The organism is Verrucomicrobiota bacterium, from assembly GCA_019247695.1.
Taxonomy (GTDB): Bacteria; Verrucomicrobiota; Verrucomicrobiia; order Chthoniobacterales; family JAFAMB01; genus JAFBAP01.
On sequence record JAFBAP010000161.1, the window covers coordinates 1 to 25,512 of the forward strand.

At 60.7% G+C, this 25,512-nt stretch carries 19 protein-coding genes; 8 read left to right on the forward strand and 11 right to left on the reverse strand.

What is annotated here, in order from left to right:
- Nucleotides 1-171: 171 nt before the first annotated feature.
- Together JO015_19550 and JO015_19555 are read right to left on the reverse strand one after the other, a co-directional pair.
- Entirely contained in the window at nucleotides 172-1,668 is a 1,497-nt protein-coding gene (locus JO015_19550) for an NAD(P)H-hydrate dehydratase (GenBank protein MBW0001296.1), read from the reverse strand.
- 167 nt (nucleotides 1,669-1,835) lie between these two features.
- Nucleotides 1,836-2,111 (reverse strand): HU family DNA-binding protein, encoded by a 276-nt coding sequence (locus JO015_19555; protein ID MBW0001297.1) that lies wholly within the window; start codon nucleotides 2,109-2,111, stop codon nucleotides 1,836-1,838.
- A 143-nt stretch (nucleotides 2,112-2,254) separates the two neighbouring features.
- On the opposite strand from JO015_19555, the gene JO015_19560 reads away from it, so the two are divergent.
- A complete protein-coding gene (locus JO015_19560; protein ID MBW0001298.1) occupies nucleotides 2,255-2,812 on the forward strand; it encodes a gamma carbonic anhydrase family protein in 558 nt (185 codons plus the stop codon).
- On the opposite strand, the gene JO015_19565 is transcribed toward JO015_19560, so the two are convergent.
- Nucleotides 2,776-3,648: an ABC transporter ATP-binding protein gene (locus JO015_19565; GenBank protein ID MBW0001299.1), complete on the reverse strand. Its 873-nt coding sequence runs from the start codon at nucleotides 3,646-3,648 to the stop codon at nucleotides 2,776-2,778. The two genes, JO015_19560 and JO015_19565, sit on opposite strands and share 37 nt — an antisense overlap.
- Nucleotides 3,649-3,819: 171 nt before the next feature.
- On the opposite strand from JO015_19565, the gene JO015_19570 reads away from it, so the two are divergent.
- Nucleotides 3,820-4,512, forward strand: a complete 693-nt coding sequence (locus JO015_19570; GenBank protein MBW0001300.1) for a transporter substrate-binding domain-containing protein — start codon at nucleotides 3,820-3,822, stop codon at nucleotides 4,510-4,512.
- 75 nt (nucleotides 4,513-4,587) lie between these two features.
- Here JO015_19570 and JO015_19575 read toward each other — a convergent pair whose 3' ends face one another.
- On the reverse strand, nucleotides 4,588-5,625 hold the full coding sequence (locus JO015_19575) for a YihY/virulence factor BrkB family protein (protein MBW0001301.1): 1,038 nt from the start codon (nucleotides 5,623-5,625) through the stop codon (nucleotides 4,588-4,590).
- Nucleotides 5,626-5,668: 43 nt separating this feature from the next.
- Here JO015_19575 and JO015_19580 point away from each other — a divergent pair, with 43 nt between their 5' ends.
- Both JO015_19580 and JO015_19585 read left to right on the forward strand, forming a co-directional pair.
- The gene (locus tag JO015_19580) at nucleotides 5,669-10,117 is read left to right on the forward strand and encodes a translocation/assembly module TamB domain-containing protein (protein MBW0001302.1); all 4,449 of its coding nucleotides are present in this window, start codon (nucleotides 5,669-5,671) and stop codon (nucleotides 10,115-10,117) included.
- A complete protein-coding gene (locus JO015_19585) occupies nucleotides 10,114-12,234 on the forward strand; it encodes a BamA/TamA family outer membrane protein (GenBank protein ID MBW0001303.1) in 2,121 nt (706 codons plus the stop codon). Before JO015_19580 ends, JO015_19585 begins: the two co-directional genes overlap by 4 nt.
- Here the strand turns inward: JO015_19585 and JO015_19590 are convergent.
- From JO015_19590 to gltX, 6 genes are all read right to left on the reverse strand, one after another.
- Nucleotides 12,231-13,007: a phosphate ABC transporter ATP-binding protein gene (locus JO015_19590; protein ID MBW0001304.1), complete on the reverse strand. Its 777-nt coding sequence runs from the start codon at nucleotides 13,005-13,007 to the stop codon at nucleotides 12,231-12,233. The genes JO015_19585 and JO015_19590 overlap by 4 nt on opposite strands.
- 462 nt (nucleotides 13,008-13,469) lie before the next feature.
- A complete protein-coding gene (locus tag JO015_19595; GenBank protein ID MBW0001305.1) occupies nucleotides 13,470-14,258 on the reverse strand; it encodes an HAD hydrolase family protein in 789 nt (262 codons plus the stop codon).
- A gap of 61 nt (nucleotides 14,259-14,319) precedes the next feature.
- The gene (locus JO015_19600) at nucleotides 14,320-15,615 is read right to left on the reverse strand and encodes a type II secretion system F family protein (protein ID MBW0001306.1); all 1,296 of its coding nucleotides are present in this window, start codon (nucleotides 15,613-15,615) and stop codon (nucleotides 14,320-14,322) included.
- A gap of 12 nt (nucleotides 15,616-15,627) precedes the next feature.
- Entirely contained in the window at nucleotides 15,628-17,331 is a 1,704-nt protein-coding gene (locus JO015_19605; protein ID MBW0001307.1) for a type II/IV secretion system protein, read from the reverse strand.
- Nucleotides 17,332-17,410: 79 nt separating this feature from the next.
- A complete protein-coding gene (locus tag JO015_19610; GenBank protein MBW0001308.1) occupies nucleotides 17,411-18,277 on the reverse strand; it encodes a shikimate dehydrogenase in 867 nt (288 codons plus the stop codon).
- Nucleotides 18,274-19,602: a glutamate--tRNA ligase gene (gltX, locus tag JO015_19615; GenBank protein ID MBW0001309.1), complete on the reverse strand. Its 1,329-nt coding sequence runs from the start codon at nucleotides 19,600-19,602 to the stop codon at nucleotides 18,274-18,276. Before gltX ends, JO015_19610 begins: the two co-directional genes overlap by 4 nt.
- 350 nt (nucleotides 19,603-19,952) lie before the next feature.
- Between gltX and JO015_19620 the strand changes: the two genes are divergently transcribed.
- The 3 genes from JO015_19620 to JO015_19630 are packed head-to-tail and all read left to right on the forward strand — an operon-like array spanning nucleotide 19,953 to nucleotide 23,370.
- Nucleotides 19,953-21,347, forward strand: a complete 1,395-nt coding sequence (locus tag JO015_19620; protein MBW0001310.1) for a proteasome accessory factor PafA2 family protein — start codon at nucleotides 19,953-19,955, stop codon at nucleotides 21,345-21,347.
- A gap of 20 nt (nucleotides 21,348-21,367) precedes the next feature.
- Nucleotides 21,368-21,877, forward strand: a complete 510-nt coding sequence (locus JO015_19625; GenBank protein MBW0001311.1) for a thioredoxin family protein — start codon at nucleotides 21,368-21,370, stop codon at nucleotides 21,875-21,877.
- A 26-nt stretch (nucleotides 21,878-21,903) separates the two neighbouring features.
- On the forward strand, nucleotides 21,904-23,370 hold the full coding sequence (locus JO015_19630) for a nicotinate phosphoribosyltransferase (protein MBW0001312.1): 1,467 nt from the start codon (nucleotides 21,904-21,906) through the stop codon (nucleotides 23,368-23,370).
- A 417-nt stretch (nucleotides 23,371-23,787) separates the two neighbouring features.
- Here the strand turns inward: JO015_19630 and JO015_19635 are convergent, their stop codons facing one another.
- Complete coding sequence (locus JO015_19635; GenBank protein ID MBW0001313.1) at nucleotides 23,788-24,540, reverse strand: N-acetylmuramoyl-L-alanine amidase; 753 nt, start codon at nucleotides 24,538-24,540, stop codon at nucleotides 23,788-23,790.
- A 129-nt stretch (nucleotides 24,541-24,669) separates the two neighbouring features.
- On the opposite strand from JO015_19635, the gene pncA reads away from it, so the two are divergent.
- The gene (gene pncA, locus JO015_19640) at nucleotides 24,670-25,305 is read left to right on the forward strand and encodes a bifunctional nicotinamidase/pyrazinamidase (protein MBW0001314.1); all 636 of its coding nucleotides are present in this window, start codon (nucleotides 24,670-24,672) and stop codon (nucleotides 25,303-25,305) included.
- Nucleotides 25,306-25,512 lie beyond the last annotated feature (207 nt).

The window sequence follows — 25,512 nt, forward strand, 5'->3', positions numbered from 1 at the left end:
CGCTTCGAACTCCGAACGCTTTTCCCCTTCCCCCTCTTCCCGCCGTGGTCGCCGTGGCTCGCCGTGTTCGCCGTGTGAACTCTTACGCCGCGCCCGCCCTCCTCGCTGCGGCCGCCGTGTGACCGTGTGAACTCTTACGTGGCGGCCGCCGTGTGACCGTGTGACCGGACCCTACCGCCTCTGCCCCCGCAGGTCCTGGTAGGCGGAACCGAGGAAGGCGATGGTATCGGTTGGCAGCATGGATTCTTCGGACTGCTCTCCGACGGCCAGTTCGGAAGCCCGGCCGCAAAGCCATGCCCCCAGCCGGGCGGCATCGTAGGGGGCGAGTTTGCGTCCCATCAAGGCGGTGCATACGCCGGTTAGGACGTCCCCGGAACCGCCCGTTGCCTGGCCCGGGGTACCGGTCGTGTTGTAACCGAGCGCTTTCCCGGCCTGGCCGATCACGGTCCGGGCACCCTTGAGCAGCAGGGTCACCGGCACCTCGCGCACGTATTCCTGGACGATTTGGGCGCGCGTTTTGCCTTCGGCCGGCCACAGCCGCGCCATTTCCCCGGGATGAGGCGTGAAAAGCCGCGGATGCGCGAGCGTACGCGGGTCGAACTTTTCCCGAACGATGAGGTTCAACCCGTCGGCATCCACCACCATGGGACCTGGAAAATTCTGGATGAGGTCGAGAAGTTCCGTTCCCCGTTCATGCCCGAGGCCGGGACCGAGGCCGAGGGAATCGAGCCGTTCATGAACGACCGAAGCGTAGGTCTCCACGGTTTTGATGATGATTTCGGGCGGCAAACTGACCGCCATCAAAGGATGCGTCTCCGGCAATACGTAAAGGTAGATCAACCCGGCTCCCGCTCGGGCCGCCGCCGTGGCGCACAACCGGGCGGCCCCGGGGTAATCCCGCGATCCCGCGACGATGCCGACGCGGCCATAATTTCCTTTGTGCGATTCGAAATGGCGCAAGGGGGCCAACTCGCGAAGATTTTCCGGATAGGAAATCAGGGGGCGATTGCGAGCCCCTTCGGGATCAGCGCGCTGCGCAAGCTCGGGTAACTCGACCACCTCGATCCGGCCGACAAAATCGGTGGCGTCATCGCGCACGAGCGCCGTTTTTGGAAACGTGATCGTAAGGGTCACGTCGGCGCGCACGCTTCCTTCATCGGCGGCCTCATCCGTGACGCCGGTGGGAAGATCAACCGCGTACACGCGGGCGCTGAATCGTTCGCGCAGCCCGTTGAGTTCTCCGGCCAAACGCCGTACATCGTCGTGCAAAGGCGCCCGTGCGCCTACGCCGAGGATTCCGTCCAGCAGGATCACCCGCGTTTGGGGCGGGAACGACGTGATCGGCTCCGGCTGCAGGACGGCTTTGGGCGCAAGATCCCGCCAGGGTGCGGCCGCCGTGGGTGAAAGGGCCTCAACCGGCGCGAGAAGACGAACCCAGATCCGCCAGCCCGCCGCGTGCAGGTGCAGGCCCGCCACGAAGGCGTCAGCCCCGTTATTGCCCTTACCGGCAAAGACGATGCAAATCCCGGGCGAACGCTCCTCGGCCAGGATCTTTCCGGCCACGCCCGCTCCGGCCTTCCGTATCAACCCCTCATTATCTACGCCCGCAGCAAAGGCGGTCCGCTCCAGTTCCTGGATTTCCGCAGAAGAATAGATGGTGCCAAGCATGGGAGGTGGGAGGGGACGAGTGTCGGGTGGCGGGTGTCGAATGGCGGGTAATGGAATGCCACAAATAAGGAATCAGGATACGTAACGTTGCCTCAATACCACGAGCTGAAGAATACCGGGATTTCGCGGATCAAAATCTTCCATTTGTGGCATTTGTGGAATTTTCTCTAGACTCTGGTTCTGAAATCCTTTGCCGGGACGAATTTGACCGTCTTTGATTCCGGTATTTTCATCGGCTGAAGCGTCTTCGGGTGAATGCCTGTGCGGGCTTTGCGCTCGACGATGCGGAAGGTTCCGAATCCGACCAGCTGTACAAGTTTATCTTTCTTGACGCCGGTCTTGATGGCTTGCATCACCGCGGAGACTGCGCGCTCCGCTGCGGCCCGGCTTGTATCGCTTCCAAGCTGTCTCCGGACCGCTTGCACTAACTCAACTTTGTTCATGGAATGTGTCGTGCCGGCCGCTTGCCTGCGTCGTTGAATGAAATTCTTCGACCCGCAGGCATAACGGAGCCGGGCGGGCGCTCGATTTGCCGGTCGTTATCACAACATTCGTTTCTTTGTGTCAATGCATTATTCTTTTGCGTATGGAACAGGAGCACCCGCCCGTCTGGCAGCGACTCGACCGGTACTTGTCCCAGACGCCGATGATCGACCCATCAGCGTACGTGGCTCCCGGCGCGACGCTGATCGGCGCGGTCACGCTCGGTGCGCGGTCAAGCGTTTGGTATCAAACCGTGGTGCGCGCCGACATCAACCGCATTGACATCGGCGCAGAAACCAACCTCCAGGATGGGTGCGTGCTCCACGTGGCGGATGATTATGCCCTCCGGATCGGCAACGGGGTAAATTGCGGGCACCGGGCGATTCTGCACGCCTGCACCGTTGAGGATCACGTGCTCGTGGGCATGGGGGCGTGCGTGATGGATGGCGCGGTGATCGGCGCGGAGTGCATCATCGGCGCTTACTCATTGGTCTTGAAGGGAACGCAAGTCGCGCCGCGCTCCCTGGTGTTGGGCAGCCCGGCCCGGGTCGTCCGGGAACTGACTGAAAGCGAGGTGGCCGGCATCCATTCGCTGGCGCAGAAGTACGTCGCCGTGGCGCGTCATTACCGGGAAGGCGGGGCGGGCTTCAGGCCGTCATAGTCGACTACCTTGAGCCGGCGCAGGTGTGCGCCGAGACGCGGAACGCAGTCGATCAACGCCCGCGTGTACGGGTGTTCAGGATGTTCGAGCACGCGGCCGGTATCACCGTGTTCGACCACCCGGCCGCGCCACATGACGACAATGCGGTCGGCTAAACCGTGGACGATGCCGAAGTTGTGCGTGATGAGCAGGATCGACATACCAAACCTCACCTTCAGCTCGCGAAACAGGTCAAGAATCTGTTTCTGGACGGTAACATCCAGCGCCGTGGTAGGTTCATCGGCAACCAGGAGCTGCGGACGCCCGCTCAAAGCCATGGCGATCATCACGCGCTGCTGCATGCCGCCGCTGAGTTGGAACGGGTAGGCGTGAATGCGTTTGGCCGGCTCCACGATACCGACCTGCTCAAGCCAGTGGATCGCCTCAGCCCGCAGGTTCCGGACGTCGGGCCGGTGCAGCCGGATGTTTTCGGCCAGCTGGCGCCCCACCGGGATTACCGGGTTCAAACTGGTGGAGGGTTCCTGAAAAACGTAGGCGATTTGTCCGCCACGGATCTGGCGTAACCGGCGCGACGCCATGTCCAACACCGATTCACCGTTCAGAAAGATGCCGCCGGAGCGGTAAACGGCGGGAGGCTGCGGCAACAGGCGCGTCAGCGCCAGGGCCGTGACGCTCTTGCCGCTCCCGCTCTCGCCGACGACCGCCACGGTTTCTCCCGGTTCTACCCGGAACGTCACCCGGTCCACCGCCGTGGTCTCGGCTGTGCGGGCACGAAAGTTGATAGAAAGATCCCGAACTTCCAACACGGAGGTCGGATAACGCCGGACGGAGCGGATGTAAAGCGCCGCCCAACAAGCGCCCTGCGTCACCCGCGGCGGCTTGCGCCCGTTCAAGCACCCGGGGTAAGAGTCCCTGTGAACACGATTATCCGCCTGCTGAGCTGGTGCCTCCTGCCGCTGCTGATCGCCTCCGCCCGCGCTAACCCGCCGGCCGAACTCGCCATCGGGATGGAACTTAGCTTTCCTCCGTTTGAAATGTTAGATGCTGCCGGCAAACCTGCAGGCGTCAGCCCGGAGCTTGCCAAGGCCTTGGGCGACTACCTCCAGCGGCCCGTCCGGATCGAGAACCTTCCCTTCGACGGGCTGATCCCGGCGCTGAAAACCGGCAAGATCAACCTCATCATTTCCTCACTGACCAAGACGCCGGAGCGGGAAAAATCGATCGACTTCAGCGACCCGTACCTGAAAATGGGCCTGGCGCTCCTGGTGCATAAAGATTCCCGCATCCAGTCAATCGCCGATGTTGACCAGCCGAACGTCAGGGTCGCAGTGAAGAAGGCGACGACCGCTCACATTTACGCGCTTACGCATCTCAAGAACGCCAGGATCCTCGTCTTTAACGACGACGCGAGCTGCGCGACGGAGGTGTCGCAAGGCAAAGCGGACGTAATGATCTATGATCAGATCTCGATTTTTCAGCACGCCAAAAAGTACCCCGACACCACCAAGGCCTTGCTCCAGCCTTTCCAAGTGGAGGAATGGGCCATCGGCCTCCGGAAAGGCGACGACGAACTACGAAACCAGGTTAACGCTTTTCTCAAACAGTTCAAAGCGGCGGGCGGCTTCGACGCGCTGGGAAACAAGTATTTTGCGGCAAACAAAAAAGCGTTCGAGGAAGCCGGCATTCCCTTCTACTTCTAAATGTCACAAATGCCACAAGCGGAAGGATGCCACCAATGGAGAAACCCGCGGCGTAAGATCACGCTTCGATCTGTGTTAATCTGTGTAATCTGTGGATGCTTTCCTTTTCTGGGTTCTCTGCGTGTTCTGCGGATACCTGTTTTTAATCTGTGGATCCGCCGTGGCGCCGTGTGATTCTCCTTGCCGCGGCCGCCGTGCGATCCAGCGTATGAAGCGAGGCCGGCCCACCCGGAAATGCACGATGGCGTGGCCCGTGGCGCACAAACAGCCTCCGAAAATCATGATCACGCCCGACACGTAGATCCAGAGCAACAGCCCCATGAGTGACCCAAACACGCCATAAACGGCGTTGGAATTAAACGTGTTCAGGTACCACGTAAGGGCAAACTGACTGAACTTTAACAGGACGGTGGTGATCATAGCGGGCATCCAGATGTGCCGCAGACGCGATCGATGTCGTGGCGCAAGCCGGAAGATGGTCAAGATTCCCAGGTACAACAAGATCGTCGGGAAAATCGCGGTGATGAGGTTCAGACCCACACTCAGATTCAGGGTAGGCCACCACATTTTCAGATGGTCAAAGATGGCGGGCGTCAGAACGCCGAGCCCCAGCGCCACCACGAAAATCACGGTCATCAGCAGGTTCTTGAGCGGCAGCCGCCACCAATCGTAATCCGGCTGTCTCCACGCGCGGTTGATGCCGATTACTAACGCCTGAAAAAAACGTAATGAACCCCACAGTAATGCGAAGATGCTGAGCAGCCCAGCGCGCCACCCGTTGTTCAAAACATTCAGCACCGTGTCGAGGAGCAGTGCCCGGTCATGCTGCTGAAGCGGGGTATACATTTCGAGCTGCGTGACGACCGAGTTGGCGGTCTGCAAAGGGTCGCGCACGAAGAAGGTTCCGACCGCGACGGCCAGCAGGATCAGCGGAAACAGCGAGAAGAACGCGTAATAGGCAAAGGAGGCAGCGCACTGCTCACCGTTGACGGCGTTGTAGCGATTGGCGGCCCGCTTCAGGCTACGCACAAAAATGTGAAATCGCCGCTTGATCAGGGGCGGCTTCTGTGGCGAGACTCGCGCAGGTTTGTTGGTCGAGGCGGGTTGGATCATCTGACGGTCAAATCACGTTAAGAAAATCGCACATCGCCGCAGCATGGCTGAACACAAAACCAAACGACGCCCGATAATTTTCCACGATCTTGGCGCATTGGCCCTGGTTTTCCTGCTCCAGGTTCCGTTGCTTCAGCCGCTTCTCTCTTCCCTTATGCAATTCGTGGGCGAGCATTTTGCCGGCGCTGCCAAAATTACGCTCTCCTACCGGGTCCAAAGCTCGACCTTTTCAAGCCTTACCCTTCAAGACGTGTCCGTCAGCCCGATGCCGGAGAACAAGGATTTCCCCATCGAACGGCTGCAGGCGAAAACGGTGGCATTACGTTACAACCTCATTGCCGCCCTGCACAAGGACTGGGCGCACGCGGTGCAGCTGGTCAGCCTGCAAGACGTGGACGTGGTGATCCGCCAGACGCCGCCACAGCCGAAGAAAGCAGGCGGCCCCCTCAAGTTTCCGGCGGTGATCCCGGAACAGGTGGACATTGACCACTTCAACCTGACGATGCAGCAAAGCGCCGGTGACGTGCAGGTGAGGGACTTGTTCCTGCACCTGCACCAGGACCAGCCCGGGAGTCTCGGCTGGCAGGAAGTTGCGGTGCCGGGCGTGGGTCACTGGAGCGACGTGCAGGCCGGTGTGACCAACCGGAACGGGGTGCTGGAGATTACGGGCCTAAACCTCGCACCGCTGGTTGACGTGGGCCGTCTTGCCCTGGATGTCAGCCGGTCGGCCGACGGGATCTTCGGGGCGGACCTGAACGGAACCGCCCTGAACGCCCCCTTGGAGCTGCACGCCGCCATCAATCAAGGTGATCTGACCGAACCTTCCGCCGTCAACCTTCGGCTCGGCCGCCTCGACCTGAGCAGGCTGCAGCCCGTCGTGAAACTGCCCGTAGCCGGAGCCGTGAGCGGCACGGAGGCTCAACTGACCGGCGACATCGCCCATCCGAACACCTGGAGCGGCCTGCTCCGGACCCGGGTTGAAAACCTGAAGTACCAGACCTACGAGGCGCAAGCCATCGGGGTCGACACGGAGTTTCATGGGGGCGCCGGTGAGATCCACCAGATCACCGTGCGTTCCGGCCCGAACGCGGTGCAGGTTGCGGGCACGTATCAGCTGCCGAATGACCTCGGCGACTTCCTCACACAGCTTAACCTGGATGCAGGCCTGGCGATTACCGCGCCGCAGCCGGAACTCTACGTGCCTGACCTGCACGGAAAGGTTGCAGCCGCCGGCTCGGTCGGGCTGCGGTCGGGTGCCTGGCAGGCCGTCATCGGGGCCAGGATTCAGGACCTGACGGCACAAGGGTTAGCCGTACCCGGGACGGCTGCGCACGTCTTCGCTGCGGGCCGGCTGCCGTTGGAACAGGACCTGTGGACCTCCTTTCAGGCGATCGTCCTGACGGATATTCAGAACGTGACTTTCAATCTGGTGCAGGTGCCGTCCATCACGGCAAACGTAGTCCTGCCGGGGACCGCCGAAGCCCGGCTGCAGGCCACCGTGCGCGCGGCGCAAAGCCGGATCGACCTGAGCGCCCAAACCCGTTTGCCGGCGGCCGGCGCGCCGTTTGACCCCAAGCAGGTGGATGCCGAACTGAACCTGGCGGTGCCGTCCGCGGCTGATTTTCTCAAGACCAGGCTCTACACCGGCGCGCTGGGTTTGGACGGGCACGTCGCCGTCCATGAGCTCAAACCGCAAGGGTCGGTCCGGTTGCACGGTGATCAGGTCACGTATGAAGGGGCCGCGCTGCAGGCGATCAATGCTAACGTGCGGTTGGAAGGAGATCAGGCTACCGTGGAGTCTGCCCGTATCCAGCTCGATGCAGCCAACTACATCGATCTGAACGGCAAGGCCGGCCTGAGCGCTCCCTACCCCTACCAGGCTTTCGGCCAGGTGTCCCTGCCGAAGCTGGATAACTTCAACCCGTTTCTGAAAGCGTTTAAACAACCGGAAGGACTGGCCGGCAATCTCCAGGCGACTTTTTCCGGCCGCGGGGATACCAACCACCTCGGGGGCCAATTCCAGGCGACGGGAGACAAGATCCAGTACCGGGGTCTTACGGTCCAAACCGTACAGCTTGCCTCAGCTTTGGCCGACAATCAGGTCCAGCTGCAAAGCTGTCACCTGGGGTTCGATCCGGGAAACACGGTGGATCTTTCCGGTAATGTGCAGGTGGCAGATCCGCGGCCGTTCAGCCTGTCGGGTCAGGTTCAACTCACTAACCTGGGTGCGTTTAACCCGGCATTAAAACAATTCGGCCAGCCCGAAGGTTTGTCCGGTTCACTCGGAGTGAACGCCACCGCAAATGGAAACCTGGCGGATGCACTCGCCTCGACCGCCGGCGTGACGATGAACGCGCGGCAGGTGAAGTACCGGGGGCTGACGATTCAAACTGCGGATGTGCAGGCGGGACTGGCAGACCGCAAGGTAAACGTCTCAACCGGCCGGATCGTATTCGACCAGAAGGACACGGTAGACGTACGCGGCGACTCTCAAGTGACCGAGCCGTACACCTACAATGCGGATGCGACGGTCGCGTTCCAGGACATCGGTTTTCTGAATGGCCTGGCGACGTCCTTCGGGCAGAACCTGGACCTGGCCGGCCGGTTGAACTTGAACTGGAACGGGCAAGGTGAGCTCAAGAACTCGACTGGAAAAGTCGAACTGCACGGCGACGGCCTGCGGGCAAAACCCGTTCAAGGCGTCAAGATCGACGTGGCCGGTAATTATCAGGGCTCGCACGTTGAGGTGCCGGCCCTGCAGGTTAACTCGCCCTATGCCGACCTGACGGCGGCGCTGCGGTTTGATCCCCAGCGGTTCGAGATCCCGAACCTGAAGGTAACCAAGAACGGCAATTTGATTACCGGCAATGCGGCGGTTCCGCTGGATCTTCGGCCCGGGGCTAAAGCGCCGGTCAGCCTCGATCAACCGCTCCAGGTGAGCCTTCAGGCAGACAACGTCTCGATTGCCTCCTTGCAATCCGGAAAGCCGCAGGCGACAGGCTACGTCGGCTTTCATTTGCTGGTTTCGAAAACGCTACAGGACCCGTTGGTGAACATCACCACCACGGTCCGCGACCTGCGTTCGACGGCCGTATCATCGCTTTCAGCTGCGTCCAGTGACATCCAGATCCGGTTGGCGGACAAGGTTTTGACCGTGCAAGGCCAGGTCCGGCAGGCCGACATTCAGCCGATCCAGTTGCAGGGCCGGGTCCCCGTCGACGTCGGTCGGGTGATCGATAGCCGCCGTTTGCCTGACGACACGCCGCTGCAGTTCTCACTCCAATGGCCCAGTACCAACCTTGCTTTCGTGCAGAAGGTCGTTCCGGTTTTCCGCAGAATCGAAGGACGGGCCGGCGCCGATGTCAACGTAGGCGGCACCTTGAAGAAACCGGTGTTGGCCGGCGACATCACGGCGGATATTCCCAGGATCCAGGCGAAGACCGATGCGATCCCGCCGATCTCGAACTTTGTTACCCGGATCGGATTTCGACAGGATCACGTGCAGATTGATCAGTTGACGGGATTGGCCGGCGGCGGTGCCTTCCGGGTAAACGGCAGCATCAACCTGGCAGATGGCACCAACCCGAAATTCGACCTTACGACAACCGGCAACCAGGTTCTGTTTACCCGCAGCGACAACGTTATCGTGCGGGGCGATTTTGATCTGGCGATCCGGGGTCCGCTCTCCGGGGGCGAGGTGTCGGGAAGGGTGGGCGTGGTTGACAGCCGGTTTTTCCAGGACATCGACATCCTCCCGCTGAACCTGCCGGGCCGCCCTGCGCCCAAACCACCCGCGGTTCCGCGCAGCAATATCTCCATCACAACCCCCCCGTTGCGCGACTGGAAGTTTAACATCAGCGTCCAGACGCCTCGCCCGTTTTTGATCCAGAGCAACCTTGCCCGCGGCCGGGTGACCATCGATCTCCACGTGGGCGGCACGGGGCTGGCACCGGCGGTGACGGGCTTTGTCCGGGTAGATCACCTGACCGCGTCGTTGCCGTTCAGCCATCTCGACATCAACAACGGCTACATAAACTTTGCCCCGGGCAGCAACCCATTTGACCCGGTGCTTAACATCATCGGCACGTCGACCGTCCAGGACTACGATGTGCGGGTCCGGATTTTCGGGAGCTTGTCAAACTTCCAGATTCTCTTCGACAGCACGCCGCCGCTGTCGCAAGGCGACATCGCCACCCTCCTGGCCACCGGGGCGACGACTCAGGAATTTACCGAAAACCCGACCTTACTGGCCGGCCGTGCGACCTTCATCCTTGCCCAACAATTGCTGCACAAGGTTTTCAAGTTCAAACCGGGTGCCCAGGAGCAATCGTTTCTGGAACGGGTGCAGGTCAACATCATTCCCGGCAGCCGCCCGGGCACCCAGGATGTGAGCGCACGATTCGATCTGACGAAGGACTACCAATTGATTGGTGAGGTCGGTCAGGAAGGCGACGTCGGCCTCCGGCTGCGATACCTGATCCGGTTCCGATGAGACGCGCCACGTTCATCACGGCCGGATTAGTCCTGGGGGTAATTGCGATCAACCTGGCGCAAGCTCCGCCCTCGCCTCAGCAGGCAACGCCGCAGGAACAGAGGGCTGCCACCGTGCAGATCCAACCCACGCCCCCGCCGGAAATGGCGTCGCGGGTACGGTTTGCCGGTAATTACAGCTTCAGCACCGCTGACCTCACGGCGGCGCTGGCCGACTCGCTTCAGCAGATCAGGAACCAGGGTCTGAATCTGCCGCTGGCGGATGATGCGGCTTACTACCTCGTCGTGTTCTATCGCCGGCACGGCTACCCTGCCGCCGACGTGAAGTATAAGATCTACGGGAACGGCCAGTACCTGGAACTCGATATCCGGGAAGGACGCTACTATAACCTCGGGAATATCACGTTTGCCGGTGATAAAACGTTTCCACCCGCCACTCTGACCGAGTACATGGTCGGCACCACCCGCGCACGGTTCTCCGAGTTTCGGAAACAATTGCCGTACGTAGAAGCTGACCTCGTGACGGGGACGGGGCTGCTCCAGGGTTATTACGTCGCACAAGGCTTTCCCAAAGTGCAAATCGTCAAACTGGCGACGATCCCCGATGAAGCGCGGGACGCCGTCGACGCGGTGGTGACCATCAATGAAGGCCCCAGGTACTTTTTCGGACCGATCACCTTCACCAACGATCCGCAGGTTCCCACGACGCTTTTCTATGGGAAGATCAAGGACCGGACCGACCAGCCAAAGCCTTACTCAGAGGGCGAACTTACCAACCTACAGCGTGACCTGACGTTCATTTACAAGCAAGCGGGCCATTACCAGGCCACGGTGGAGCTGACGCCGGACTTTGCCCATGTGCAGTCCGGCGGCCGCGTCCCGATCCGCGTCAGTTCGGTGCCCGGACCGGTGTTCCGGTTCGGCGACATCGTGGTACGGCAGGGGCCCAGGGCTCACCTCAAGCCCGATTTTCTTCCAAAACGTTTCGCTGAACTGCAGGGTCAGACCTATAGCCCGGATACCCTGCGCAAGCTGGACGATTCGATCATCAGGACCGGGCTGTTCGATACCCTTGACATCCAGGAAACCACTGAACCTGACGACACGATCCGGCTGACGCTGGTGCCTCGTGAGGCGAGGGCGAAGGAGTTCAGCGTTTTCGGCGGTTTCCAAACGTTCTATGGACCGCTGGTGGGCGCCAGTTACCGCGACCTTGACGTCGGCGGTGAAGGGCACATCTTTTCGCTCACGGCGGAGATCACCGGCCGGGGTCCATCCGGGGAAATCTCTTACGAGGACCCCTGGTTCATGAACACGCCGAACCGGCTCCGGTTAGCGGTCGGGATTGACTCGAAGCAGCTGCAGGGTTTCACCTACACGAACGAATACGGCCGCATCAGCCTGACGCGGAAGTGGCAAACGATTTTCGAGAGCAGCGCGTACGTCGAATTTCGTAACACGAGCCTGAGCGAGGTTACCATCGAGCCGTCGTTTCTCACCGGCCCGACCAGTTATCAGGTGCTGGAGGCAGGAATCAACCAGACGATCGATCATCGCGACAACCCGATCAACCCGCACAAAGGCTGGATCCTGGTCCTCACGGCCGCCGCCTGCGAGCCTACCCAAGGTGCCGGCGCCTTCCTGCGCTTGACGGAACGGTTCACGTACTTTGTCCCGCTCGGCAAGAGCCTGCTGGCGGCGGGGGTGCGTTTCGGCATGATCGCCACGACGTCCGGCGGTACGTTCGATCTTCCCATCACGGAACGGTTTTTCAGCGGCGGCGCTGACACCGTCCGAAGTTTCGTCGAACGGGACCTGGGCCCCCACGATGCGAACAATAACCCGATCGGCGGCCTCGCCCGTTCGGTCTTCAACGTCGAATACGATTTTCCGATCGTGGCTGACCTGGTCGGGGCTGCTTTTTTCGACGCGGGCGGCCTGGGCTCGTCGCCTTTTGACAACATGAGCACAGCCATCGGTGCCGGCGTGCGCTATAACCTGCCGATCGGCCCGTTGCGAGTCGACTACGGGATCAACCCGAACCCGCGCTACCGCCCTCTTTCGCGGAGCCGGGATGATTTCGGGGCCTTCCAGCTCAGTTTCGGGTTCGCGTTTTAGCCGAAACGTCCCGAGATGTAATCCTCCGTCTGTTTCTGGCCCGGGTTACTGAAAAGCTTGTCGGTGCGGTCGATCTCGATCAAGCGTCCAAGGTAAAAGAACGCGGTCATGTCCGAAACCCGGGCCGCCTGTTGCATGTTGTGGGTGACGATCACGATTGTGTATCGGTCCGTCAGGGTGCAGATAAGGTCTTCCACCTTGGCCGTCGCGATGGGGTCAAGCGCTGAACACGGTTCGTCCATTAAGATCACCTCGGGTTGGACCGCAACGGCGCGGGCGATGCACAGGCGCTGCTGTTGGCCGCCCGAAAGGCCAAGCGCGCTGGTGTGGAGCCGGTCCTTCACCTCATCCCAGAGCGCGGCTCCCCGCAGGCTGCTTTCAACCGTTTCGTCGATCACGCGTTTGTCGCGTACCCCGGAAATCCGCAGACCGTAGGCGATGTTTTCGTAAATGGACTTTGGAAAGGGGTTTGACTTCTGGAAAACCATACCGACGCGCCGGCGCAACTCAATCACGTCAATGGCGGGGTCGTTGATGTCCGTTCCCTGAATCCGGATGGCGCCCGCGGTGACCCTCGCGTGATCGATCAGATCGTTCATCCGGTTGAAACAGCGCAGCAACGTCGATTTGCCGCACCCGGACGGCCCGATAAAAGCCGTTACCTTCCGTTCCGGAATTTTAAGGGTGATGCCGTGGAGGGCCTTGGTCGGCCCGTAATTAAAATCAACGCCATCCACGTCGATAACGACCTTGTCGGCTGGACCGGCCGGCATCGTGGCCGCGGTAAGCAACCCGGGTTTCGCGCTCGCGTTTCCGGTTCCGGTTGTTCTTTGGGCGGTTTGAGCGTCATCCATAGCGGCGGCAGGTCATTAACGTTCGCTACGCTAGGCCAAATGCGTGCCTCGCGCCATCAATTCAGTGTCGGTTGCCAGTCACACGGCGCCACAGCGGAAAGATAAAATCATCCGCAGAACACGCAGAAGAACGCAGAAAAGAGGAAACATCCACAGATTACACAGATTGACACAGATGAAGAGGACCCGGCGGCAATGCTAAGCTTGACACTCGCACCCACCCCCATGCTGCCACTCCGAACTCCGAACTTTTTCCCCTTCTTCCCGCCGTGGTCGCCGTGGTCCGCCGTGTTCGCCGTGTGAACTCTTACGCTGCGGTCCCCGTGTGACCGTGTGAACTCTTACGTTGTGCCCGCCAAACCCGCCGTGCCCGCCGTGTGATCAAGCGTCTGCATCGAACGCTTCGGGGAAGAAATGCGCGAACGCTTCCATGACCCCATAGCCGTGGGCACCTTCGGCCACGTACCCTTCGCCTGAGCTGACCATGTTTTTCACTTCCGTGACGCTGTTGGCCGGGCACGCCAGCCAGTGCGCGCAATTTCGTCTGAGCATCGGCAGGTCATTGAAATTATCACCCGCTGCAAACGTTTCCCCGGGGTTGATCGTGAGCACCCGTTGCAGTTCGTTGAGGACGCTGCCTTTGTCGTAGGCACGGTGGCAAAACCGGAGGTAGATGTTGTTGCGCTGGCTTGAAAAATCCGGGCAGCACACCTGCCGGCAGGCGATAAACTCCTGGACGCGGTCCATCTCCTCATTCGTCTTGGCTATCACCCCGACCAACAATCCGTCCTCGTAGTATGGCCGCGCCTCCGTGTCGCGCTCCAGGAAACGACGAATCTCGTCGAGGAGGGGTGTCGTCTTGCGAAAAAGGTCAGCGTGAGCGCGGTGGCACCGCTCGTTCCAGTCGCCGACGTCCACCCACTGCCGCCCTTCCCACCGGTATACCTCGCGCTCGGCCGTCAACGCATAATCCGGCACGAACGGAAAAATCCGCATTGCCTGGTCAACCAGCGGCACCGTACGGCCGGTATTCAGGGCTATAAGTACGCCCCGCTGGCGGAGGCATTCCAGGCTCGGGATCAGCCCGGAAGCGATTTCCGGTTGGGTTCCGTTCCATGGCCCGATCAGGGTGCCATCAAAATCGAGGCTCAGCAGTTTCAAACCGTTCATGTTTTTTCAGGCTCGCCATCCCGGAAGGGGATACGCCCGCCGGTCGCCGGTCAGCCGTTCGTTACCGGGGCGACAGGCCCGAGACTGCATCAAAGATTCCATTGACGATTGAATACGCGATCAGGCCGACCATGCCGGCCATCACGAAAATAATCACGGGCTGAACCAGGGCGGTAAGCCGTTGGATACGGAGATTCAGCTCTTTATCGTAACGGCGGCCGACCTTATCGAGGGCCTTGGCCAGGTCGCCCGTTTGCTCGCCCACGGTCACCATATCGATAAACAGCGGCGGAAAACTGCCGATCCGCTGGAGCGCGCGCGAGAGCGAACCACCCTCACCGACGATCTCGACGACCTGATTCATCTGCTTGCGCAGGTACAGGTTCCCGGTGGCGTTGTTCATCAACCGCAACGCGGTCAGCAGCGGAATCCCGTTTGCGATCAGGTTGGCCATGGTTTGGGAAAACTGGGTGTAGAAACGGCCTTTCAGCACGGCGCCGAACAGCGGAAGCTGCAACTGCACCCGGTGCCACCAGGCTTTGCCCGGCGTGGTATGGATAAAGCGGTAAAAGCCGACGATGACGGCCACCGCGCCGCCGAGCATCGCCCACCAGTACTGCGAAAAAAATGCGCTCGTCTGGATCAGCAGTCGTGTGACCAGCGGCAGCTCTTTACCCGTTTTCTCAAACAGGGTCGTCAATTGCGGCACGAGGTAAGTCATGAACAGAAAAATCAGGCCGACGCCCAGGACAAAGATAAGGCCCGGGTAAATCAACGCTGAGACCACCTTTTTCTGCAGGTCATCAATCGTGACCAAAAAATTGGCTTGCCGTTTGAGTAACTGCGGCAGGGAGCCGCTGATCTCCCCGGCCGCGACGAGGTTGCAATAAAGGTCGCCGAAGTTCGGCGAGACCTGCCGCAAGGCATGGGAAAGGCTGCTCCCCTCACGAACCTGGTGCCGCAATGCCGCCGCCACATTCTTGATGCTGGAGAGCTCCTTCCGATTTTCCATTACCCGGAGGGCAGGCTCCAGTTGCAGGCCGGCGTCCAGCAGGTCACTCATTTCTTCCGTAAACAAGATGATCTGGCCCCGCGACAACCGGATGCCGCGCACGGGGGCCGCCGCGGCGGGCTTTTGGTCGGGTACGGGTCTGGCCGCGGACCGGGGCACGGTCGCCGTTGCGGTTGCGCTTGCCCTTGCCCTTGCGCTTGCGGCTGATTCACCCAATTCCAGGCGGACGGGCTGGAGCCGTTGGCGGTCCAGCTTACGAAAAGCATCGGACCGATCTTTGGCTTCGACCTCGCCGGCGAGGCGACGCCCGTCGTGACTCATCGCGATATAATGAAAAACGGCCATGGCCTGAAAACCCTATTCATCCACCATTTCCAGGTCGGCAGCCGTCACCCGGACCACTTCCTCCACAGTGGTAAGACCGACAATCGCCTTTGACCACCCGTATGGCCGCAGCGGCACCATGCCTTCCTCGATGGCGACCTGCCGCAGCACCGAAGCCGGCCGGTTCTGTGTAATCAAATCCTGCATCTGCTGGGAAACGACGCAAATCTCAAAGATGGCGGCCCGGCCTTCATAACCGGTGTGACGGCAATGCTCGCAGCCGACGGCGCCCAGCAGTTTGCCGGCGTGCTCCACCGGGAACCCGATCTGCCGGAGGTAACCGGGAGAATGTTCCACCGGCTTTTTACAACGGCTGCAGAGGACGCGGACCAAACGCTGGGCGATAAAGGCGCGTACCGAATTCGCCACCAAAAAGGGCTCTATGCCCATATCGACCAAGCGGGTAATGCCGCCGATCGCATCGTTCGTGTGCAAGGTGCTGAATACCAGGTGACCGGTGAGCGCACCGCGAATGGCGATCTCAGCGGTCTCGCGGTCACGCATTTCCCCCACCATGATGACGTTCGGATCGCCGCGAAGAATGCTGCGCAGCCCATTGGCAAACGTCAGGTCGATTTCCGGTTTTACCGCGATCTGGATGACGCCCGGCAGTTTGTACTCTACGGGATCCTCAATCGTAACGATGCGGCGTTCCTTTGTGTTAAGGCTGGCGAGGAACGTATACAGCGAAGTGCTCTTGCCGCACCCGGTCGGCCCGGTCAGCAGGATAATCCCATTCGGCATCGCCAGCAGGCTGCGGATGCGCGCCTGGGCTTCGGCATCCAGGCCGAGCCGGTCGAAAGTAAACCGTTCCTGGCCGAGAAGACGCAAGCTGACGCTCTCACCGGCCACCGAGGGAATCGTGGCGACGCGAACATCGATCGGTTTGCCTTCCAATTCCAGGTTGATACGCCCGTCCTGGGGCAAACGGCGCTCGGCAATGTCCAGGTGCGCCATGATTTTAAGTCGCGATATCACCGACGCCTGCAGAACCTTGATGTTGGGCGGCACGGGAACTTCGTGCAGCACGCCGTCAATCCGGTACCGGATCCGGAGTTCGTCGGCCAAGGGTTCGACGTGGATATCGGTCGCGCGCTGATCGAGAGCTTCGCGCAGAATCTGGTTAACGAATTTGACGACCGATGCTTCCGAGTCTTCGAGGTCAAGGACGTTGGTTTCCTGTCTGACCTCCGAGCCGTCGTCTTCAACGGTTCTGCCCTCCAGGAGCGCCTCGAACGTTTCCGCGCCGACGCCGTACCCCTGCCGTAACGCCTGTAAAAGCTGGGTGCGGGTCGCCATCACGTAAAAAATCCGTTCCGGCAACGTGGAAGCGAGCGTCTGCCGGGCCAGCAAATCAAACGGGTCGTAGATGGCAATCCAGATGCCGTCGTCGTTGAGCTGGAGCGGCACGACGTGATGGCGAAGGGCGATTCTGGCCGGGACCTTCTCGCGAAGGGGTGCGGCCACCGTCGTGATCGGCTCGTTCCACCACGGAATTTCGAGCCAGTTGGCTAATCCGCGGAGAAACTCCTGTTCGTCGACGAGCCTGCTGTCGAGGATCGTGCGTATAAATGATTTCTGGTCCTCAGACGCCTCCTGGGTCACCTCGCGAAAACGAGCGGAATCCGTACAGTGGCTGACTTGAGCGATTTCTGAGAGCGATTCAAGTAAAGGCATGCCGAAAAGCGGCTCAAGATTAGTCCACCTCGCGACGGAGCGCAATGCGGCACAGGCGGCCTCACGCGGGAACGAGGCCTCACGCGCGGCCCGCGGCGGCATACAAGGCGCGACGCATTTCGGCTTCCGGCACCGGTTCTCCAAACCAATGGCGGAACGCGGCCGCTCCCTGGTAAAGCAGCATGGCGAGCCCATCAGCGGCAACGGTCCCGCGGCTGCGGGCCCAGGCTACCACGGGCGTCGGGTCACGCCGGTAGACCATATCGAAAACGCGGTGATCGCTCTGCAGCCAGCCCGGGTCCCACCCCAGCGGGGCTCCGTCAAGCCCGAGTGAAGAAGCGTTGATCAGCAGGCGTGATTCCGCCACCGCCCGCGGCAACCCGTCCCAGCCGTGGAGCCGGAGGTTGGTCAGGCCGGCGAGCGCAGCCCGCAGCGGTTCCAGTTTCTCAGGGGTCCGATTCACCAGGACCAGCTCGGGTACGCCGATTCGCGCCAGGTACCGTGCCGCAGAGCTGCCGGCACCGCCCCCTGCACCGATGATGGTGACAGGCGCCAGGTTCCAGCCCGCCCCGAACGCCTCATCCAGAGCGCGATGCAGGCCGGCGCTGTCAGTATTGAACCCCGCCAGCCTTCCCTGACGGCAAACCACAGTGTTGATGGCGTTAAGCCATCGCGCCTCCGCATCGATCTCGTCGACCAGGTTCACCGCCGCGAGCTTAAGCGGCAGCGTCAGATTCCAACCAAGAAACCGGTCGTGCAAATACCGGAAGGCTTCCGCCAGCTCCGTTTCACTCACCCGCAGACGGCCGTACCGGTGAGCCAGACCCCGCGCGGCGAGCGCAGCATCGTGCATTACAGGGGAAAGCGAATGCGCAATCGGGTCACCCAGGACGGCCAGGCTCGTCCCGGGTTCCAGCGAACGGACCTGTTCCAAGAACCTGTTCAAGCCTGCGCTCCGCAAAATCGCCGGATGGTGCGCTCCAGCCTCGAGAGGACCCGGTCACGCCCGAGGACCTCAAGCATATGGTACAGGCTTGGGCCGATGGTTCGCCCGCTGACGGCAACCCGGGCCGGGTGGATGAACTCCGCCGCTTTGAGCCCGGCCGTGGCCGCCACACGTCTCAGGCCGGTTTCGAGGGCGTCAGCGCTCCAGTCCGGCGTTTGCCGGAAGGCGTCAGCCAGTTGCGCCAGACGGTCCAGGGCACCGGGTTTCCCCAATACCTTGGTCACGGCCGCCGGGTCGTAAGGGTAAGCGTCCATAAAAAAGTAATCCACCCATTCCGGAACTTCGCGGAACAGCTTGACCCGTTCCCGAACCAGGGCAAGCACCTGAAGGAGATAATCTTTGTCCGGCGTCTTGATGTTCGCACCGGCGAGAAACGGCCGGCTGAGCTCGCAGAAACGCTCCAGGGACATCTGGTGCACGTACTGGCCGTTGAGCCAAAGACATTTGTTCAGGTCAAAGGCCGCATTGCGCCGGTTGACCTTGCCCAGGTCGAAGAGGGCAATGACTTCGTCGATCGGGAGCATTTCCCGGTCATCCTTGGGAGACCAACCAAGCAGACAAAGGTAATTGCGCACCGCCTCGGGCGCGTAGCCCTGTGCGATGTAGCTGCCCACGCTTGCCCCTTCGTCGCGCTTGCTCATCTTCGAGCCGTCCTGGTTGAGGATCAACGGGAGATGCGCGAACCGTGGCGGCTCGTGCTCAAAGGCATGGTAAAGCTCGATGTGTTTGGCGGTGTTGCTGAGGTGGTCTTCGCCCCGGATCACGTGTGAAATCCGCATCTCAAGGTCGTCGACCACATTCGCAAAATGAAAAATCCAGGAGCCGTCCGGCCGCCGGATGGTCATGTCCGGCTCCTGACTGCGGTCGAATTCGATCCGGCCGCAAATCTCGTCCTCGACGACCACCGGCCGGCGCGGAGACCGGAAGCGCACCGCGCCCGCGTCTTCGTAAGTAAGGCCTTTCTGTTCGAGCACCTTCAGGTAACGATGATAAACATCGTTGCGCTCGGTCTGATGGTACGGACCGAATGGACCGCCTTTGTCGCCGCCCTCGTCCCATTCCAGCCCCAGCCAACGCAGGCCGTCGTAAATGATCTGCACGGCGGCCTCTTTTTCACGGCTTTTATCAGTGTCCTCGATTCGCAGGACGAAGGCGCCGCCGGTGTGGCGCGCAAAAAGCCAGTTGAAGAGCGCTGTGCGCGCCCCACCCACGTGCAGGTAGCCGGTCGGTGAAGGTGCAAAGCGAACGCGAACAGGACGGCTCATGGCGAACTACTGATCCAGAAGAAACAAAACGTCCACAGATCCTGCGGATTATTTGGATTGACACGCAGAAAAGAGGAAACATCCACAGATTACACAGATTGACACAGATTAAGAGGACCTGGCGCCAACTCTAACCTTGACGCTCGCACCCACCCCTCATCATGCCACTCCGAACGCCGAACGCCGAACGCCGAACGCCGAACGCTTTCCCCCTCTTCCCGCCGTGGTCGCCGTGTTCGCCGTGTGAACTCTTACGTGGTGCCCGCCTCCTCGCTGTGCCCGCCGTGTGACCGTACCCCGAACTCAATTTAGGTTGCCCGCATTACGATTTCGAAGGAGGTTGCCGTCCCATGAATCGCATAGTCGGCCTGGAAACGGAGTACGGGTGCCTCATCTCAGAAGATCAGGCACAAAGCCAGGCAGACGCCTGGCCCGTAAAAACGAAGAATTATCTGTTTCGCAAATGTAAGGTCGGCGCCATCGATCTGCACTATCGTGATTACGAAGAACCGCCGGGCAACGGCGGTTTTTTACTGAATGGCGGGCGGCTGTACCTCGACATGGGTCATTTGGAATATTCATCGCCCGAGTGCCTGAATCTGAGGGACCTGGTTGCTTATGATCTGGCCGGCGACCAGCTCCTTCAGCGGGGATTAAGGGAAATGAACGCGGCCGGCCAGGTATCTTTTCTGAAGAACAACATCGACCATCACACCGGCGCGACGTTCGGGTGTCACGAAAATTACCTGATGCGTCGTGAGGCGCAGTTCACCCCGGAGATCCTGTCCTCATTGCTGGCGTTCCTGGCAACCCGCCAGATCTTTACCGGGGCGGGCCGGGTCGGGCAGGCAAACCCGCTGGCGTTCGATTTTGAAGTGCCGGACCGTCCGGGCCACGTGCCATTCCAGATGAGCCAGCGGGCGGATCACATCGTTAATGACATCTACCAATGGGTCCAGTTTAACCGCGCGATCATCAATGCGCGCGACGAGCCGCTCGCCGATTACCGCAAGTACCGGCGGTTGCACCTGCTGATCGGCGATTCCAACATGAGCCCCTTCGCGACTGCGCTGAAGGTCGGGACCACCGTTTGCATCCTCACCTTGCTCGAAGAGGATCTGCTGCCCCGGGGACTCGGGCTGCGGGACGCGGTGCTGGCCACCCGCGAGATCTCCCGCGATCCGGACGGCAAATGGCTGGTCGAAATGGATGATGGGTCGCGCCAGGACGCGCTCGACATCCAGTACCAGTTTCTGGAACAGGCTTACCATTACCTCGCCGGCCAGGATGAAGAAACCGATTGGTTGCTCGAAAGCTGGGGGTTCACCCTGGATGCAATCCGTAATAAGCCCGAACTATTGATCGGCGGTGTCGATTGGATCTCGAAACGGTGGCTCCTCACGATGTTTATGGAGGAGCAGGATCTGAGCTGGAATGACCCCTGGCTGCAGAGCCTGGACCTCGAATATCACAACATCAACCCGGAACGGGGCCTTTTTTACGCATTAAAGCCGGCCAAGGCCATCGGCGAGTTCAATGCCAGCGTCCGTCGCGACGACGCGACGACGGTGCCGCCTGCCAATACCCGTGCGGCCGGACGATCCCAGGCCGTGCAGACGTTCCAGCAGCGCGATTTGCCGTACATCATCAATTGGGATTCGGTGGCCCTGGAAGGGCAAGATTACCTGCCGATGCCTGATCCGTTCAAAACTTACGTGGATGATGTCGACTTTTTCCTGAAGTAAGGTCTTTTTACTATCCAACTATGCGATTTCTTTCTTGTCTGCCGTCTCGAGCAGGCTTGCCCGGCAAATGCAGATTCCAGGTCCTCGCAACGGCCCTTCTGACTTTCTTTTGCATCTTGCAGACACATGCCCAGGTGTTGAATTGGAAAACTGATTTGAGGCAGGCGCAAGCTGCGGCGGCCGAGTCGAAGCGCTTCATTCTCCTCGATTTTACCGGCTCCGACTGGTGCCCATGGTGTATCCGGATGGATAAGGAAGTTTTTGAACGGCCCGCTTTTGCCGATTTCGCGGCCAAACACCTGGTGCTGGTGAAGCTGGATTTTCCCCGCGGCAAACCGCAACCGGCGGCCGAAAAGCTGCAGAACGAGCAACTCGCGCAAAAGTTCGGAATTCAGGGCTATCCGACGTACGTGCTCTTGGATTCGACGGGCAACGAGGTCCGGCGACAGGAAGGGTACTTACCCGGTGGCCCGGTTGAGTTCATTCGGTGGGTTGGTCTACCCAGCCCGGCGGGGAACCGGGTCAGGTGAGGCGACGAGCATAGCCGCGTTGCGCCATGATCAGAACTTTGCCTGCGCTCCTGACGGATCTGTACGAGCTCACCATGGCCTATGGCTATTGGAAAGAGGGAATGAGTGATGATGAAGCCATCTTCCACCTCTCGTTCCGGAACCAGCCGTTCGGGGGTGGATACACGGTGGCCTGCGGTCTCCAGGATGCGATGGACTACCTGGAGGAGTTCCGCTTCGATCAGAGTGACCTCGGATACCTCGGGTCCCTTACCGATTCGGACGGTCAGCCGCTTTTTTCGCCGGATTTCCTCGAGTTCCTGAGCCGGTTCGAGTTTAGTTGCGACGTGGATGCCGTTCCGGAGGGAACGGTGGTTTTCCCCCACGAACCGTTGATCCAGGTCAGGGGGCCCTTGGTGCAGGCCCAGCTTTTCGAGACTGCGCTGCTTAACATCATCAATTTTCAGACCTTGATTGCCACGAAGGCCGCCCGGGTCTGCGTGGCCGCCAAAGGCGCGCCCGTGCTGGAATTTGGGTTGCGGCGTGCCCAGGGTCCGGATGGCGCGCTTGCCGCCAGCCGGGCGGCCTACATCGGAGGCTGCTCGGCGACTTCAAACGTACTGGCCGGAAAGGTTTTCCAAATTCCCGTGCGCGGCACGCATGCGCATAGCTGGGTGATGTCATTCTCCGATGAGCGGGATAGTTTTGAAGCTTTTGCGGAGGCGATGCCGGGCAATTGCGTGCTGCTGGTTGATACTTACAATACCTTTCAGGGAGTCCGGCACGCCATCGAGGTTGGACGTTCGCTCCGGAAACGGGGTAAGGATTTGCTGGCCATCCGCCTGGATTCGGGCGACCTGGCCTACCTCAGCGTGGTCACACGGCGGATGCTCGATGAATCCGGCTTTCATACCACCCGGATCCTGGCCAGTAATGACCTCGACGAGTACATCATCAGCAGCCTGCACGAGCAGGGTGCCCGGATCGACATCTGGGCGGTCGGCACCAAGTTGGTGACCGCGTACGACCAACCGGCGCTGGGCGGAGTGTACAAGTTGAGCGCCACACGGAAAAAGGGCGGCCCGTGGCACTACAAGGTCAAATTGTCTGAACAGGCAGCCAAAATTTCAACGCCGGGCAGACTCCAGGTCCGGCGTTTCTCATCGAAAGGCACCTACACGGCCGACCTGATTTTCGATCAGCTCAAAGGCGTTGAGCCCTCTCGCACGATGGTGGATCCTGCGGACGTCACGATCCGCCGGCGCATCCCTGAGGATGCAGAGTACCGCGATTTGCTGGTGCCGATCTATCGGGGGGGCCGACGCGTCTACGAGTCACCTGGCATCCACGAGATGCAGGCGACCGTGCGCCAGGAACTCGACCGCCTTTATGCGGGCGCGAAACGTTTACTCAACCCGCATCTTTATCCGGTCGGACTGGAAGCCGGGCTGCACGAGATGAAGACTCAGCTTGTCACCAGCCTCCGTGCCTCGGAAGTCATCGAGTTACACTGAGAATGCCACGGCAGAGAATGCCACAAATGGTAGAGGGTGGCGGGTAACGAGTAACGAGTAACGAGTGCCGGGTGTTGGGTAAAGTTCGGGGTTCGGAGCGGCAGAGAATGCCGCAAATGACAGAACGCCCATTGTTCGTGGCCTTCCTGGAGCGCTTCGACTCGTGGCATCGGGCCGATGCCATCGATGACAGAACCAGAAGAACGCAGCAACGTAATCCCCGGTAGATGTCATTTCAGGAGCGAACGCCGCAATTCGGGTCCTCCTTCATTTGCGGCATTCTCTGCCGCTCCGAACCCCGCTTTTTACCCGGCACCCGACACTCGTTACTCGTTACTCGTTACTCGTTACTCGTTACTCGTTACCCGCCACCCTCTTCCATTTGCGGCATTCTCTGCCGTGGCATTCCATTTGCGCTCAGAACCGATGGTGCCGCCTGCTTGTCGTTTCGGCGTAGCGATCCGAAGCCCGGGAAAGCGGGGCGTGGAGTTCCGGCACGGAGGGAATTCCGGCGTCGCCCAACCGGTACTGTTCCTTGATCCCGTCGGCGATCGCAGCGGCGACGCGCTCGCGGAAGGCCGGATCGGCCGCACGGCGATTATCCTCCGGGTTGGTGATGTAGGCGCACTCGACCAGGACGCACGGAATTTCGGGGTTGCGCGTCAGCCGGAGCCGGCGACGGATCACGCCGCCGTAACGCTGGCCCGTTTCGGCCGAGACCGAACGCTCAATCCGGGTCGCCAACCCGTGGCTATCCGCGCGCCAGTAGTAAGTTTCGACCCCGTTTGGGCTTGAGCCGCCGGTTGCGTTGTAGTGAACGCTTACCAGGATCGTTCCGGAGCCCCGGCGGTTCGCCATCGCGACGCGGTCGTCGAGTTCGACGAAGCGGTCGTCTTCCCGCGTCATCGGGGCCCGAAACCCGGCCCGCCGCAACCTGCTTTGGAGTCGCCGCGCCGTGTCCAGCGTTAGATCCTTTTCCCGCAGAGCGTTTGGCGCATGCCAGCCGGTTGTGGCTCCGTTGTCCTTTCCGCCGTGCCCCGGGTCGATGAGGATGGTGTTGAAAAACCCGCGCGCCAGCCGGGAAGTAGACGGCCCTACCTCACTGCAGGCGGCTAAGCCTGAAAGCATCACTGCCAGTAACCAGCGAACCTCCCAACGATCGGTAAACACGGCGGAATGTAGCACCCAATGGCCAGGTGAAAAGGCGGCGTTGTTTTGCCATTTCAGGGCGGCCCTGGTAGCCTGAATCGGCAGGGCATATCATCGGACCGGACAACGGCGGTGCCCCTGCTAGCTGCCATGAATACGACTGGTTCGGTTTTGCTTGTGGTTGACGTGCAACGCGATTTTCTGCCGGGCGGCGCCCTCGCAGTGCCGCACGGGAATGAAGTGGTTGGAGTGATCAACGGGCTTGTGCCGCGGTACGAAGTTGTCCTGGCCACACAGGATTGGCATCCGCCCGACCATTGCAGCTTCGCGGCCAATCACCCGTCTCACGTTCCTGGAGAAGTGATCGAGTTCGGCGGGGTCAGCCAGATCCTGTGGCCGGTCCATTGCGTGCAAGGCTCGCCCGGAGCCGATTTTGCCCCGGGCCTGAAAGTCGATCGGTTCCGGAAAATATTTCACAAAGGCATCGATCCGGCCGTCGACAGCTACAGCGCATTCTTCGACAATGCGCGCCGGCGTTCGACCGGTTTGGGAGAATACCTTAAAGGCCAAAATCTGGCGGACGTCCACGTGTGTGGCCTGGCGACCGACTACTGCGTGGTCTGGTCGGTCCTTGACGCACTGGACCTCGGCTTCAAAGTCACCTTGATCCGCGATGCGTGTCGCGGCATCGACCTGCAACCTGGAGATTCGGAACGTGCCCTGGCGAAAGCAGCCTCCGCTGGTGCCCGGCTGACAACCTCCGGCGAATTGGGGTACGCTGAATAGTTACCGGGGCCGGTCAAGCGGTAGAACTTCGCCAGTTGTCGGGGGGAGTAGAAAAAGAACGAGCCCCGGGGTCCTTGTTGAGGACCCCGGGGCTCATCGGTTCTGGCAGCGGCCTGCGCTCGCACCCCCTCACGCGCCACTCGCCCTCGGGGCTGCGGCCTTTCACGGCCGCCGTCGGCTAGCCAATGGACCGGCCGTCCCCTGACA